The organism is Pseudomonas spirodelae (genome assembly GCF_034653255.1).
In the GTDB taxonomy this organism is placed as follows: domain Bacteria; phylum Pseudomonadota; class Gammaproteobacteria; order Pseudomonadales; family Pseudomonadaceae; genus Aquipseudomonas; species Aquipseudomonas spirodelae.
On sequence record NZ_JAYEET010000040.1, the window covers coordinates 1 to 13,238 of the forward strand.

Annotated in this window: 11 protein-coding genes and 2 pseudogenes; 6 read left to right on the plus strand and 7 right to left on the minus strand. The window is 60.1% G+C overall.

The annotated features are described in order from the left end of the window. The 3 genes and pseudogenes from SOP97_RS13230 to SOP97_RS13240 form a co-directional block, all read right to left on the minus strand. A pseudogene (locus tag SOP97_RS13230) lies at positions 1–283 on the minus strand (EamA family transporter RarD); the annotation flags it as partial. A 248-nt stretch (positions 284–531) separates the two neighbouring features. Next, complete coding sequence (locus SOP97_RS13235; RefSeq protein WP_322949463.1) at positions 532–1,131, minus strand: FMN-dependent NADH-azoreductase; 600 nt, start codon at positions 1,129–1,131, stop codon at positions 532–534. 171 nt (positions 1,132–1,302) lie between these two features. Then, positions 1,303–1,617, minus strand: a complete 315-nt coding sequence (locus SOP97_RS13240) for a 3-phosphoglycerate kinase (RefSeq protein ID WP_274086874.1) — start codon at positions 1,615–1,617, stop codon at positions 1,303–1,305. An 89-nt stretch (positions 1,618–1,706) separates the two neighbouring features. On the opposite strand from SOP97_RS13240, the gene SOP97_RS13245 reads away from it, so the two are divergent. Genes SOP97_RS13245 through SOP97_RS13255 form a run of 3 tightly spaced genes read left to right on the plus strand, consistent with a single transcriptional unit; the run spans position 1,707 to position 4,019 of the window. Beyond that, on the plus strand, positions 1,707–2,633 hold the full coding sequence (locus SOP97_RS13245) for a LysR family transcriptional regulator (RefSeq protein WP_322949466.1): 927 nt from the start codon (positions 1,707–1,709) through the stop codon (positions 2,631–2,633). A 13-nt stretch (positions 2,634–2,646) separates the two neighbouring features. Beyond that, a complete protein-coding gene (locus SOP97_RS13250; RefSeq protein WP_322949468.1) occupies positions 2,647–3,471 on the plus strand; it encodes an alpha/beta fold hydrolase in 825 nt (274 codons plus the stop codon). Further along, positions 3,465–4,019, plus strand: a complete 555-nt coding sequence (locus tag SOP97_RS13255) for a peptidylprolyl isomerase (RefSeq protein ID WP_322949469.1) — start codon at positions 3,465–3,467, stop codon at positions 4,017–4,019. The genes SOP97_RS13250 and SOP97_RS13255 overlap by 7 nt, the downstream gene beginning before the upstream one ends. A gap of 24 nt (positions 4,020–4,043) precedes the next feature. Here SOP97_RS13255 and SOP97_RS13260 read toward each other — a convergent pair whose 3' ends face one another. From SOP97_RS13260 to SOP97_RS13270, 3 genes and pseudogenes are all read right to left on the minus strand, one after another. Continuing rightward, a complete protein-coding gene (locus SOP97_RS13260) occupies positions 4,044–5,171 on the minus strand; it encodes a GNAT family N-acetyltransferase (RefSeq protein WP_322949472.1) in 1,128 nt (375 codons plus the stop codon). A gap of 561 nt (positions 5,172–5,732) precedes the next feature. Beyond that, entirely contained in the window at positions 5,733–7,049 is a 1,317-nt protein-coding gene (locus tag SOP97_RS13265; protein ID WP_274086879.1) for an OprO/OprP family phosphate-selective porin, read from the minus strand. 227 nt (positions 7,050–7,276) lie between these two features. Further along, positions 7,277–7,546: pseudogene (locus tag SOP97_RS13270) on the minus strand (HvfX family Cu-binding RiPP maturation protein); the annotation flags it as partial. A gap of 224 nt (positions 7,547–7,770) precedes the next feature. On the opposite strand from SOP97_RS13270, the gene plsB reads away from it, so the two are divergent. From plsB to SOP97_RS13285, 3 genes are all read left to right on the plus strand, one after another. Next, entirely contained in the window at positions 7,771–10,254 is a 2,484-nt protein-coding gene (gene plsB, locus SOP97_RS13275; protein WP_322949476.1) for a glycerol-3-phosphate 1-O-acyltransferase PlsB, read from the plus strand. Between the two features lie 19 nt (positions 10,255–10,273). Next, entirely contained in the window at positions 10,274–10,501 is a 228-nt protein-coding gene (locus SOP97_RS13280; protein ID WP_322949477.1) for a hypothetical protein, read from the plus strand. 95 nt (positions 10,502–10,596) lie between these two features. Next, entirely contained in the window at positions 10,597–11,274 is a 678-nt protein-coding gene (locus SOP97_RS13285; protein ID WP_322949478.1) for a DUF4197 domain-containing protein, read from the plus strand. Between the two features lie 322 nt (positions 11,275–11,596). Here the strand turns inward: SOP97_RS13285 and SOP97_RS13290 are convergent, their stop codons facing one another. After that, positions 11,597–13,036 (minus strand): high affinity choline transporter 1, encoded by a 1,440-nt coding sequence (locus tag SOP97_RS13290; RefSeq protein ID WP_322949480.1) that lies wholly within the window; start codon positions 13,034–13,036, stop codon positions 11,597–11,599. Positions 13,037–13,238 lie beyond the last annotated feature (202 nt).

The following is a 13,238-nucleotide window of genomic DNA, read 5'->3' on the forward strand; positions in this document are numbered from 1 at the left end:
TGTGTATAARCAGCGCCCACTGAATCCCCATCAGCAATGCAGCCACAGGCAGGCTGGCCAACAGCAACGGTTCACGCCGCAGTCGAGCGAAGGCCGCCAGCAGCAGCGGCCATTGCCGCGACACGGTCACCAGCAGCAACACCGCCGGTAACGACCAGAGCACCCGCTGGGCAAACACTTGCAAGCCATCAAGCGGAGCCAACAACTGCACATAGCCAGGTACCAGGGCAAACAACACCGAGGCGATAATCGACAGCGCCACACCGCGCCCAGACAGTTGCATCACATCACCCTACTCATTCAGATCCAAACGCTTGCCTAGCTGAAGTTAAGACCACGGAGGCCAAGCAGCACGGCCGCGACCTTACCCGCTCGCGCCTAAAAAAGCTCGGCAAGCCTGGTACGCCCCGGGCAATCACAGCTCGCGGGGTAAAACGCGGGCCATAAAAAAACCCGCACAGCATTCGCCGCGCGGGGAGAGAGACGTCTAGGAGCACCAGACGCCAGGAGAGCTGAATGCAGCGTGAAGAATCAGATGGCTTGAGCCAGTTGTGCCTTAGCCTGGCTCACGCCTTTTTGCAAAAAGTCGCCGCCCAAGTTGAGGCCTTCGGCGTGGATAAAACTGACATCGTGGATACCGATAAAAGCCAGCGCTTGGCGCAAGTAAGGCTCTTGGTGATCCTGGGTACTACCGGCGTAGATGCCGCCACGCGCGGTCAGGACAAAAGCACGCTTGCCGCTCAGTAAGCCCTGCGGGCCGGTTTCGGTGTATTTGAACGTCACACCGGCGCGCAGCACGTGGTCGAGCCAAGCTTTCAGGGTGCTGGGAATGGCGAAGTTGTACATCGGCGCGGCCAGCACCAGCACATCAGCGGCCAGCACTTCGTCGGTGAGCTGATTGGACAGTGCCAGAGCGGCCTTTTCGGCTTCGCTCTGTTGCTCGACCGGAGTCATCCAGCCGCCCAGTAGATTGGCATCCAGGTGCGGCACCTGATCCACAGCAAGGTCACGCACCTTGATCTGGTCTTCGGGATGAGCCGCTTGCCAAGTGGCGATAAATTGCTCAGTCAGCTCACGCGAAACCGAGCCTTGTTGACGGGCGCTGCTTTCGATTACCTGAATAGTTGCCATGTAATGTGCTCTACCGAAGGGTTATTGAACGTCGATGGGCAAAGAATATGGACATACAATCCGATTAAAAAGCGCAAAATACTGCAGCAAACAATCTAATAATTTGATTTATAGCCAGCCCGCGCTTAGTCTCTGGGCTGACTATTGGCCTGCGTCGGCTGTGTAAGGGCTTTAGGACAACTCACAGGTCAGTTTGACGCGCAGTTTGATGATGCTGCGGGTGGACTTCACCGTCAGGTTGCTGCTTTCTCCGGCAGACAGGTTGACCTTACGGGTACGCGGCGCCTCGGGACCGCTGCGAAAGACCGCCGTGCACTTGGCGTCGCTACGGCCGTAGTTGTAAAGCTGTAAGGCCCCCATGTTGTGATCGATTTCTTGGGTGCTGACCGATATCTCGGCACCGTTGAGCTGCTTCTCCACCTCGATCGGGTAGGCCATAACAGTCAGCGGCAAGCAGGCCAGCAGCGCGCAACAGAGCTTTTTCATCAGGGCAGTCCTCCGGCAAAAGACTGTCAGTTTAGGTTGATTGAGTCAGTATTTGCACCCTAGAACTTGAGCGCGTACAGGAACTGAATATGAAAGCCCTCCGCGTAACCCTTGACCAGTGGCGCACCTTGCAAGCCGTGGTTGACCATGGCGGTTTTGCCCAGGCAGCTGATGTATTGCACCGTTCGCAATCCTCGGTCAGCTACACCGTGGCGCGGATGCAAGAGCAGCTAGGGGTGCCCCTGTTACGCATCGACGGGCGCAAGGCCGTGCTCACCGAAGCCGGCGACGTGCTGCTGCGCCGCTCGCGGCAACTGGTTAAACACGCCAGCCAGCTGGAAGACCTGGCCCACCATATGGAGCAGGGCTGGGAAGCGGAAGTGCGCCTGGTGGTCGATGCCGCCTACCCCAGTGCGCGCCTGGTGCGGGCGCTGACCGCTTTTATGCCGCAAAGCCGGGGTTGCCGCGTGCGCCTGCGCGAGGAAGTGCTGTCCGGCGTCGAGGAGGTGATCAAGGAAGGCACAGCCGACCTGGCAATCAGTGCGCTGAGCATTCCCGGCTTCCTCGGGGCCGAGATGAGCACGGTGGAGTTTGTCGCCGTCGCCCACCCTGACCACGCGCTGCATCGCCTACAGCGCAAGCTGACCTTCCAAGACCTAGAAACCCAAATGCAGGTGGTGATCCGCGACTCCGGGCGGCAGCAACCGCGCGATGTAGGCTGGCTTGGCGCCGAGCAGCGCTGGACAGTCGGCAGCCTGGCCACCGCTGCCACCTTTGTCAGCAACGGCCTGGGCTTTGCCTGGCTGCCGCGCCACCTGATCGAACGCGAGCTCAAGGACGGCCAACTCAAGCCCCTGCTGCTGGACCAGGGCGGCAGCCGCAACCCACTCTTCTATCTCTACTCAAATAAAGACAATACCCTGGGCCCGGCTTCGCAAATTCTTGTCGAGCTGATCCAGCGCTTCGATGCAGTACCGTTGAGTGCCGCCTTTGCGGCGCCCCTGCCCTCCGCTTGAGAGGAACCTATAGATGTCTTATTTCGATAACGACGGTTGCCAACTGCATTACGAGGAATACGGCCACGGCGCACCGGTGCTGCTGGTCCACGGCCTTGGTTCGAGCACCCGCGACTGGGAATACCAGATCCCCGAACTGGCCCGTCACTACCGGGTCATCGCCCTCGATGTGCGTGGCCATGGCCGCTCGGACAAACCCCGCGAGCGCTACAGCATCCAAGGTTTTGCCGAGGATGTGGCGGCGCTGATCGAGCACCTGCAATTGCCGCAGGTGCATCTGGTGGGCATCTCCATGGGCGGCATGATCGGTTTTCAGCTCGGCGTGGATCACCCCGAATTACTCAAGAGCCTGTGCATCGTCAACAGCGGCCCGGAAGTGAAGGCGAAACGCCCACGCGACTATATTGAGATCGCCAAGCGCTGGAGCCTGTCGCGCCTGCTCAGCCTCGACACCATCGCCAAAGCCCTAGGCAAACTGCTGTTCCCCAAACCCGAGCAAGCCGAGCTGCGGCAGAAAATCCTCCAGCGCTGGCCGCAGAACGACAAGCGCGCCTACCTGGCCAGCCTCGATGCGATCATCGGCTGGGGCGTGCGGGAACGCCTGGCGCGGATCAGCTGTCCGACCTTGGTGATTACAGCCGACCGCGATTACACCCCGGTGGCGCAAAAGCAGGCTTACGTCGATGAGTTGCCCAATGCACGCCTGCTGGTGATCAAAGATTCACGTCACGCCACACCGCTGGACCAACCCGAACACTTCAACAGCAGTTTGTTAGCCTTCCTTGCTGAAGTCGAACAGGCTGCACCCACTGCCAATAAGGACTCAAACGCATGTTGAAAAAACTCACCCTCGCCGCCTGCTCTGTGTTGTTTGCCGGCAGCCTGCTGGCTGCGGAAAACCCCAAGGTGCTGTTAACCACCAGCCTCGGCGAGATCGAAATCGAACTGAACGCTGAGAAGGCGCCAGTCAGCACCGCCAACTTCCTCAGCTATGTCGACAGCGGCTACTACGCCGGCACCCAGTTCCACCGGGTAATCCCTGGCTTTATGGTGCAGGGCGGCGGCTTCGATGCCAGCATGCAGCAGAAAGACGCCCAGGCACCGATCAAGAACGAAGCCGACAACGGCCTGCACAACGTACGCGGCACCCTGGCCATGGCCCGCACTCAGGTACGTGACTCCGCCACCAGCCAGTTCTTTATCAACCACAAGGACAACGCCTTCCTCGACAACGGCTCGCGTGATTTCGGTTACGCGGTGTTTGGCAAGGTGACCCGTGGCATGGATGTGGTCGACAAGATCGCCCAGGTACCGACCGCCAACCGTGGCGGCCATCAGAATGTGCCGCGCGAGCCTGTGCTGATCACAGCAGCCAAGCGCCTGTAACAGCGCCGCCGGCTGGGTAGTGCGCTACTCAGTCGTGCGATATGGCAACAGCGTGCGCGCCTGTTCGGCATAGTCGCGCACGCCCAGTTGCTCTTCAGCAAGGAAGTTCGCCACGGCCGTGCGCAAGCCGGGATGACAGAGGTAATGCCAGGAATGGGTGATCTGCGGCTCGAAGCCGCGAATCAGTTTGTGCTCGCCCTGGGCGCCGGCATCGAAGCGTTGCAGGCCATTGGCGATGGCGTAGTCCATGCCCTGGTAGAAACAGGTTTCGAAGTGCAGGCGGTCGAACTCGGCCAGGCAGCCCCAGTAACGCCCATACAGGCTGTCGCCACCGACCAGGCTAAAGGCCATGGCCACCGGCCTGCCGGCCTGATGGGCGAGCACCACGCGGATCATCTCCGGCATGCGCTCGGCCAGCAGGCTGAAGAAGGCGCGCGTCAGGTAGGGTGACTGGCCGCGCACGCGGTAGGTGTTGGCGTAACACAGATAGACGAAATCCCACTCCTGCTCGCTAAGCTGATGGCCCGCGCGCCAGTCAAACGCGATGCCCTGGCCCGCCACCTGTTCACGCTCCTTAGGCATCTGCTTGCGCTTGCGCGAACTGAGCGCGTCGAGAAAGTCCTGAAAATCCCGATAGCCGCGGTTACGCCAATGGAACTGACAACCCAGGCGCTGCAACCAGCCGTCACGGCCCTGCAGCAGGGCATTTTCGGCCGCGCTGGTGAAGTTGATATGCAGACTCGACAGGCCCTGCTGTTCCAGGCTGGCGCTTAGCTCGTCGAGCAATAGCCCTGCAGCTAACGGCGCGCCCAGCAGGCGCTGACCGGTCACTGGCGAGAAGGGAATCGCGCCGAGCAGCTTGGGGTAATAGTCGATACCCGCACGGTGGCAGGCATCGGCCCAGCCATGATCGAACACGTACTCACCATAGGAATGGCTCTTCACATAACCCGGCATGGCCGCCTGCAGCCCGCCTTGCGCATCGAGCAACACGGCATGGGCAGGTTGCCAGCCGGTACGCCCGCCCACACTGCCACTGTCTTCCAGTGCAGAGAGAAAGGCATGACGCAAGAATGGCTGCGCGTCAGTGAGCAGAGCATCCCACTGGCTGGCGGCAATTTCATGGATGGAGTTCAGTTGGTTCAGCAACATCAGCAGCTCGGCGCGTCAGGCAAGGCTGCACTATATATAGCCGTTTGCCTTGGCGCTGCCATGGTTTTACTGACGGGCCGTTGAAAACCTGGGGCGACTCACCTGCAGTTACTCCGCCGGCCCGGACGCCCGGCAATCCTCCGTCCGGTTGTACCGCTCAACCATGCCCTCGGTGACAACTGAGCGCAGATGCCCAGCAGATGCTTCCCGACACAAAAGCGCAGACGAAAAAAAAGGCTCTGTCCCAAAGCCGTGTTGCAGACCGCTTTTGTAGGGTGGGTTAGCGGCGCTGAGACTGCTTATGGGTATATCCACACGACCCAAGCGCCGCGTAACCCACCATTGCGGTTTGTCGGTAGACCGCCATGGTGGGTTACGGCCCGTTGGGAGTTGATGCAGTTTGCCTGATCCCGGTTTGCGCCTAACCCACCCTACATAATACCGCGCTGCCTTGCACCGCTGCGCCATCCGGGGCGATTCAACACATCACTGGTACATAGCCAAAAAAACCCCGCACTAGGCGGGGCTCAAGGATAGGAGCAGCGGTTAAACGCTATTGCCTTAGAACACGTATTGCGCGCGGAGGCTGATGGCATCGCCGTCATCATCGCCATTGGCGTTTACAATATCGTCGACGCTGGTATTCAGGTAGTTGGCGGAGATCTTCACCGCTTCGTTGACATACCAGTTCACACCGACAGTGTGAGTCTGGGCGCTGGCTTCAGCGGTGTCGAAAGTCAGGCCAAGCAAGCCGGCGTTGGAGGGCGCAATAGCACTCTCATCAACCGTGATGTCGTCGTAGCGGTAGAACACTTCCCAGGCACCCAGCTTCTTGTCGCTGGGTTTGATTTTGTCGAACTTGCCACCATCAAGCTTGTAACTGCGCGATTCGCCAGTCAGGGTGTAGGCCACTTGCACGTTGTAGCCACTGGCTTCCAGATCGTTGTCGTTGCCATTGGCCACCGCATCGCCATCGGCGGTGCGAGTCAGGTACTCACCCTGGATGGAGAACGGCCCCATCATATAGGCCGCTTCCGCGCCCCATGCCTGATCGGTGCCATCCAGCTTAGCGCCACCGAAGGTGCCACGGTTGCCGTTAATGGTATCTTCGCTAGTGCCGCGAACCGATAACCGCGACTTGATCGAGTCACTGAAACCCGCTTCTACTTCACGGGTCGCGTAGTTCAGGCCGAAGTGCAGAACCTGCTTATCCTGGACGATCGGGGCAAATACACCGCGCGCGACGAAAGTGGTGTTGTTCTGGCCATCTTCGTCCTGGTTGCCGTCTTGACGATAACCTCCGACCTCGGCATGGAACATATCGGCGAAAGTGCTACGCAGTCGAATGCCTTCGCCATCTTCATGGCTGTTCAGCCAAGGCGCGAGGTCGTAGATGGCCGAACGCTCGATGGCAGTGATCCACTTGGAGCTGACAGCCTCTTCCAAACCGAAAGTTGGATTGATGCGACCGACCGAAATTTGAACAGGCTTCCAGCCATCATAGGAGATGGACGCTTCATTCCAGTTGTCTTTGGTGCCAGTGTCACCAAAGTTACGGGCGAAGGTATAACTCCAGTCGGTGTATGCCACACCGGAGATTTCAAGGCGTGCACGACGCAGATAAGACTCATCGGCACGGTTGCCATTCTTGGTGTAAAAACCATCGAAGCTGTCCGCATCCGCCTGGATACGGCCGCCGATTTTGAAGGAAAATGCCTTGTCGGTGGTGCCTACTTCCAGACCACCCTTGGTCTTGACCACGATGTCGGCGCCGTCAGTGGTGACGGTGCCAGCGAAAGCCTGGGCGGAAACGGCCAGGGCCAGAGCGCTGGTTGCGAAGCCGGCCATGACTCCACGAAAGCTGTGCTTACGGATCATCGAAGATTCCTCTAAATGGATTTTAAGTGTTGAAAACACCCGAGCGCTGGGGGCTCGTTCGTGCTGGAGGGAATCTTGGCGGCGGGATATTTCAGGGCCGTTGCTGATATATAAATATTTGATTACAGCGGAACTTTTTACTTCCTTTGCCTATAAACAGTAAAAGCCGCTCTAGGCCGCTGCTTTTCCAGCGGCCCACCGCCCTTGCGGCGACGGGCCTATTCGGCTCAAGGCTGCTTGCGCAATGCCTTGCTCAGCCAGTAATCCAGGCTTAACCAGCGCCCGGCACCGCTGAAAAACAGCGCCACCAGCATTACCAGGTAGGTGGCGGCAAACTCGATGCCGTTGTTCAGCACCACCAGTTTGCCGCTGCTGGTCAGCCAGTCGTAATTGCCATGCTGTTTGAGCAGCTCACGGACGCGCTCCAGCTTGTCCACCGACGCCATGAGCCGCTCATTGGCAAACGGCGCACTGGCATCGGCAATCGCCGGCCAGCCCGCAGTCGAAGGTTGGCTTGAGGAGCAATGCGACAAAGCCCAACAGGGCTTACCAAGGCCTGCTGCGCTCAACGCCAACCTACCCTTCGCAAACAACAGCTTGTGGGTACATAGCCAAAAACTTCACAACCGGCTAAACCCTAGAAGATTTTTGCCGCCGGCCTAGCGATCCGGCACACTACGCGCCCCGAGCAAATGCTCGTTTTCCAGCCTGCAGACTCCGTATGACCCGATCCCCGCTCCGCCGCCTCGTTTTTGGCACCCTGCGCCGCGTGCTGTACCTCTGGGTGCGCTCGGAAACCATCAACCAATCGGCCTTTACCCTTAAGCTCGACCGCAGCAAGCCGGTGTTCTACGTGCTGCAACAGCCGTCGCCGAGCGATCTGGCGGTGGTCGACACCGAGTGCCGCAAGGCCGGCCTGCCACGGCCGATTCTGCCGGTGGCGGTGGGGGAACTGCTGGAGCCTGCCGCCTTCTTCTACCTGACGCCGGAGCCCGACTGGCTCGGCCGGCAGGACAAACGCGGCATCTCGCCGACCCTGCAACGCCTGGTCAGCGCGCTGAGCCAGCATGCCGTGGACGATGCGCAGATCATTCCGGTCAGCGTGTTCTGGGGCCAGTCGCCGGACCGTGAAACCAGCCCGTGGAAGCTGCTGTTCGCCGACAGCTGGGCGGTCACCGGGCGCTTGCGCCGCCTGGTGAGCATCCTGATCCTCGGCCGCAAGACCCGCGTGCAATTCTCCACGCCGATCCATCTGCGCGAGCTGGTCGAGCAGGACAAAGGCCACGAACGCACCCTGCGCATGGTCCAGCGCATCCTGCGCGTGCACTTTCGCAACCAGAAAGCCGCCGTGATCGGCCCGGACGTGTCGCACCGGCGCAACCTGGTCAAAGGCCTGGTGCACGGCCCGCAAGTGCGTCAGGCGATCATCGAAGAAGCCGAACGCGAGAACATCAGCCTGGAGAAGGCCGAAAGCCAGGCCCTGCGCTATGGCAACGAGATCGCCTCGGACTACACCTACACCGCCATCCGCTTTCTCGAACTGGTACTGAGCTGGTTCTGGAACAAGATTTACGACGGCATCAAGGTCAACCATATCGAAGGCGTGCAGGAAGTCGCCCAGGGCCATGAGGTGATCTATGTGCCCTGCCACCGCAGCCATATCGACTACCTGCTGCTGTCCTATCTACTGTTCAGGAATGGTTTAACGCCGCCGCACATCGCCGCCGGCATCAACCTGAATATGCCGGTGATCGGCGGCCTGCTGCGCCGTGGCGGCGCGTTCTTTATGCGCCGCACCTTCAAGGGCAACCCGCTGTACACCGCAGTATTTAACGAATACCTGCACACCCTGTTCAGCAAGGGCTTCCCGGTGGAGTACTTCGTTGAAGGCGGGCGCTCGCGCACCGGGCGCATGCTGCAGCCGAAAACCGGCATGCTGGCCATTACTATGCGCAGCTTCCTGCGCAGCAACCGCCTGCCGGTGGTGTTCGTGCCGGTGTATATCGGCTACGAGCGCGTGCTGGAAGGCCGCACCTACCTGGGCGAGCTGCGTGGCGCGAGCAAGAAGAAAGAGTCGATCTTCGACATCTTCAAGGTCATCGGCGCACTCAAGCAGCGCTTTGGCCATGTTTGGGTCAACTTTGGCGAGCCAATCAAACTGGCCGAATTCCTCGACAGTGAGCAGCCCGACTGGCGCGAACAGGACTACGGCACCCAGTACCGCCCGGCCTGGCTGAATGAAGCCACCAACAGCCTCGGCGAACGTGTGGCCCAGCACCTCAACGAGGCCGCCGCGATCAACCCAGTCAACCTGGTCGCCCTGGCGTTACTGTCCACCAGCAAGCTGGCGCTGGACGAGCGCGCCCTAGCGCGGGTACTCGACCTTTACCTGGCGCTGCTGCGCCGGGTGCCCTACTCGCCGCATACCACCCTGCCCGACGGCAATGGCCAGGCGTTGATCGAATACGTACAAGGCATGGACCTGTTGGCTGAGCAAACCGATCCGCTGGGCAAGATCCTCTATCTGGACGAGCACAATGCCGTTCTGATGACCTACTACCGCAACAACGTGCTGCACATCTTCGCCCTACCGGCGTTGCTGGCGAGCTTCTTCCAGAGCAGCGCGCGGATGAGCCGCGAGCAGATCCTGCGGTTTACCAAGGCGCTCTACCCTTACCTGCAATCGGAACTGTTTATCCGCTGGGAGCTGGATGAGCTGGACGCCGTGGTCGACCAATGGCTAGCCGCCTTTGTCGAACAAGGGCTGCTGACCCTGGATGGCGACACCTATGTGCGCCCCGCGCCCAGCTCGCGTGAGTTCGTGCTGCTGACCCTGCTGGCCCGCGCCATCGTGCAGACTCTGCAGCGCTTTTATATGGCCACCGCCCTGCTGCTGAATGCCGGGCAGAACGCCATCAGCGCCGAAGAACTGGAAGACCTGTGCACCGTCATGGCCCAACGCCTGTCGATCCTGCATGGCCTCAACGCCCCGGAGTTCTTCGACAAGAGCCTGTTCCGCCACTTTATCCAGAGCCTGCTCGACCAAGGTGTGCTGCGCCAGGACGAAGCCGGCAAGCTCAGCCATCACCCGCTGCTCAGCGAACTGGCCGAAGGCGCGGCCAAACGTGTGCTGCCGGCAGAGATTCGCCTGTCGATTCGCCAGGTGGCCATGGACCGCAACGAGGATGTGGCCGAGCCGGTGTAAACCGGCACGCCGCGCCGCCATGAGCGAACACCACGAGCAACCCGCGCGCGCCTCACGCGCGGCGTTCCACCAGGCCAATCAAGCCCGCGCCGAAGCCGAGGCCCAGCGTCTGCTGGCGGCCAAGGCGCAACTGGGCGGGCGCTGGCTCAGCTGGGTGGCCGCCGAACTGTACGCGCTCAAACCCGCCGCTTATGCACAGATGGTACGCCGCGAGTTGCAGCACCTGAGTGACAGCGCCGGCCAATAGCCCGCGCGACCGCCGAAACGGCTGTGTATTTTCCGACGCACTACACTCCATTAAGCTCCAATGACTGCCTTCCCCCTCGCACAAGGATGCCCATCATGCTTCGTTTGATTTCCCTGGCCGCCGGCCTCGCCCTCTCCGGCAGCGTCTTCGCCATTTCCCTCGCCGACCTCACGCAAAGTGACGCCAGCGGCGGCCTTAAAGATGCCCTCACCCAAGGCGCCAAAGTGGCCGTGCAGCAACTGGGCAAACCGGGCGGTTTCAGCAACAACCCAGACGTGCGCATCGAACTGCCAGGCAACCTCGGCAAAGCCGCAAAAACCATGAAAATGATGGGCATGGGCGCGCAGGTTGATCAGCTCGAAGCGAGCATGAACAAAGCCGCCGAAGCCGCCGTACCGCAAGCCCAGGCGCTGCTGGTGGATTCGGTGAAGAAGATGACCGTGCAGGACGCCAAAAGCATCCTTAGCGGCCCGCAAGACTCCGCCACCCAGTACCTGAACAAGACCAGCCGCGAGCAGATCCGCGCCAAGTTTCTACCCATCGTCAAACAAGCCACCGACCAGGTCGGCCTGGCCAAGCAATACAACAGCTTCGCCGGCCAAGCCGCGAGCTTCGGCGTGATCGACGCGAAAAGCGCGAATATCGAGAACTACGTAACCGAGCAGGCGCTGGACGGCCTGTTTGCGATGATCGCCGAGCAGGAAGCCAGCATCCGCCAAAACCCGGCGGGCGCAGCGACCAGCTTGGCGAAGAAGGTGTTTGGGGCGTTGTAAAACGGATTGGATGGATGTGAAAAAGTCAGGCCTTAGGGTCTGGCTTTTTCGTCATGGCAACGCACAAGCATCGCGGCCAAGGCCGCTCCTACAGGATTGAGGAAGCCCCGTAGGATGGGTTGAGCAGCGCGATACCCATGCGGTTAATGAATAGTTGGAGATCGCTGCACGCCACCCATCCTAGGCAGCTAGCCATACTCAATCCGCAACAGTAAAACTCGCGGCTAAAGCCCCTCCTACAGACAGGCAGTGCTCACAACCGTTGCCAGACGCAAAAACAAAACCCCGCCAATCAGCGGGGTTTTGTTAGTTGGCTGCAGGCTTATTCCGCCTGCGCCAGCAGCACGTCATTCTGATTACGGCTCCACTGCGGCAGCAGCGTACCAATCAGCATACCGGCCAGGCTAAACAGCAGGTCCGCCAGCTGTGGCGGCCAGAAGGCGGCTTCGCTCCAGGTCAGCTCCAGGTAGATCCACGACACCAGACCAAAGGCGATGGCCACTAGCGCGCCTTGGGTGGTGGCGCGCTTCCAGAACAACCCGGCGAACAATGGCACCACAGCCGCCACCAAGGTCACCTTGTAGGCGTTGCCGACCATCTCGTAGATGCTCGCATCCGAGTACAGGGCAAAGCTCAGGGTCGCCACCGCGCACACAAAAATGGTGCAGCGCATCAGCAGCAAGAACTGCTTGTCGGTAAGCACCGGCAAGAAGCGCTTGAGCACGTTCTCAGTCAGGGTCACCGACGGTGCCAACAGGGTGCCGGAGGCGGTGGACATAATTGCCGAGAGCAGCGCACCGAAGAACATGATCTGGGCGAACAGCGGCGTTTTGTCGAGGATCAGCAGCGGCAGAATCATCTGCGAATCTTCGGCCAGCCACTTCTCAACCAGCGCCGGGTCGATCATAGAGGCGGCGTAGACCAGGAAGATCGGCAGCATGCAGAAGCCCAGGTAGAACACCGCGCCGGTCATCGAGGCGCGCGCGGCAATGTTTTCGCTCTTGGCCGACATCACCCGCTGGTACACGTCCTGCTGGGGGATGGAACCGAGCATCATGGTCACCGCGGCGCCGATAAAGGCGACGATATCCTTGGGCTCGAAGGCGTGCATAAAGGTGAATTTGCCTTCGCTGGCCGCCTTGCTGATCACCAGATCGGCACCACCAGCCATGTCGCTGAACAGCCAGACCAGGTAGATCAGGCCGACAACGATGATGATCATCTGGAAGAAGTCGGTCAGAGCAATCGACCACATGCCGCCAAACAGGGTGTACAGCAGCACGATAAAGGTGCCGAGGAACATGCCCTGGGTGGTGCTGATGCTGCCGTCGGAGATGACGTTGAACACCAGGCCGAGGGCGATCAGTTGCGCGGCGATCCAGCCCAGGTAGGACATGACGATGACCAGGCTGATGATCAGTTCGACCTGCGGGCCGAAACGCTTTTTAAAGTAGTCGCCAATGGTCAGCAGGTTCATCCGGTACAACGGCCGGGCGATGATCAGGCCGACCAGAAACAGGCAGCCGAACGAACCGAACGGGTCTTCAACGATGCCGGCAAAACCGTCTTCAAGAAAAGTGGCGGGAATACCCAGTACGGCCTCGGAGCCAAACCAGGTGGCAAACACCATGGCAGCGACGATGGGGAAGCCCATGCTGCGCCCACCAGAGGCAAAGTCGCGGGTGTTATGCACCCGAGTGGAGGCGTAGAAACCGATGGCGACAGTCACCAGTAGATAGAGTGCAACGAACCAAATCAGCATGTTTTCCCGTTCCACAGACGTCAGTCCACCGCATGCATAGCCCGCGCAAGCTGCGCAGGTCAGAACGGTGAGCTACAGGTTTTTGTTATGACCACTGCCGATGGGTAATTGCACGCACCCACCGAGGTCGCGCAGTCTGGCAAAACACAAAATATGTCAAATAAAAACGACAAAGCGTAAGAAAAAAAGCCCAAGCCAGTGA

Bases quoted from the DNA above. Each gene is read 5' to 3' on its own strand.
- SOP97_RS13265 (WP_274086879.1), bottom strand. From the start codon at position 7,049: ATGATCCGTAAGCACAGCTTTCGTGGAGTCATGGCCGGCTTCGCAACC.
- SOP97_RS13250 (WP_322949468.1), top strand. From the start codon at position 2,647: ATGTCTTATTTCGATAACGACGGTTGCCAACTGCATTACGAGGAATAC.
- SOP97_RS13260 (WP_322949472.1), bottom strand. From the start codon at position 5,171: ATGTTGCTGAACCAACTGAACTCCATCCATGAAATTGCCGCCAGCCAG.
- SOP97_RS13255 (WP_322949469.1), top strand. From the start codon at position 3,465: ATGTTGAAAAAACTCACCCTCGCCGCCTGCTCTGTGTTGTTTGCCGGC.
- SOP97_RS13240 (WP_274086874.1), bottom strand. From the start codon at position 1,617: ATGAAAAAGCTCTGTTGCGCGCTGCTGGCCTGCTTGCCGCTGACTGTT.
- SOP97_RS13235 (WP_322949463.1), bottom strand. From the start codon at position 1,131: ATGGCAACTATTCAGGTAATCGAAAGCAGCGCCCGTCAACAAGGCTCG.
- SOP97_RS13290 (WP_322949480.1), bottom strand. From the start codon at position 13,036: ATGCTGATTTGGTTCGTTGCACTCTATCTACTGGTGACTGTCGCCATC.
- SOP97_RS13245 (WP_322949466.1), top strand. From the start codon at position 1,707: ATGAAAGCCCTCCGCGTAACCCTTGACCAGTGGCGCACCTTGCAAGCC.
- SOP97_RS13285 (WP_322949478.1), top strand. From the start codon at position 10,597: ATGCTTCGTTTGATTTCCCTGGCCGCCGGCCTCGCCCTCTCCGGCAGC.
- plsB (WP_322949476.1), top strand. From the start codon at position 7,771: ATGACCCGATCCCCGCTCCGCCGCCTCGTTTTTGGCACCCTGCGCCGC.
- SOP97_RS13280 (WP_322949477.1), top strand. From the start codon at position 10,274: ATGAGCGAACACCACGAGCAACCCGCGCGCGCCTCACGCGCGGCGTTC.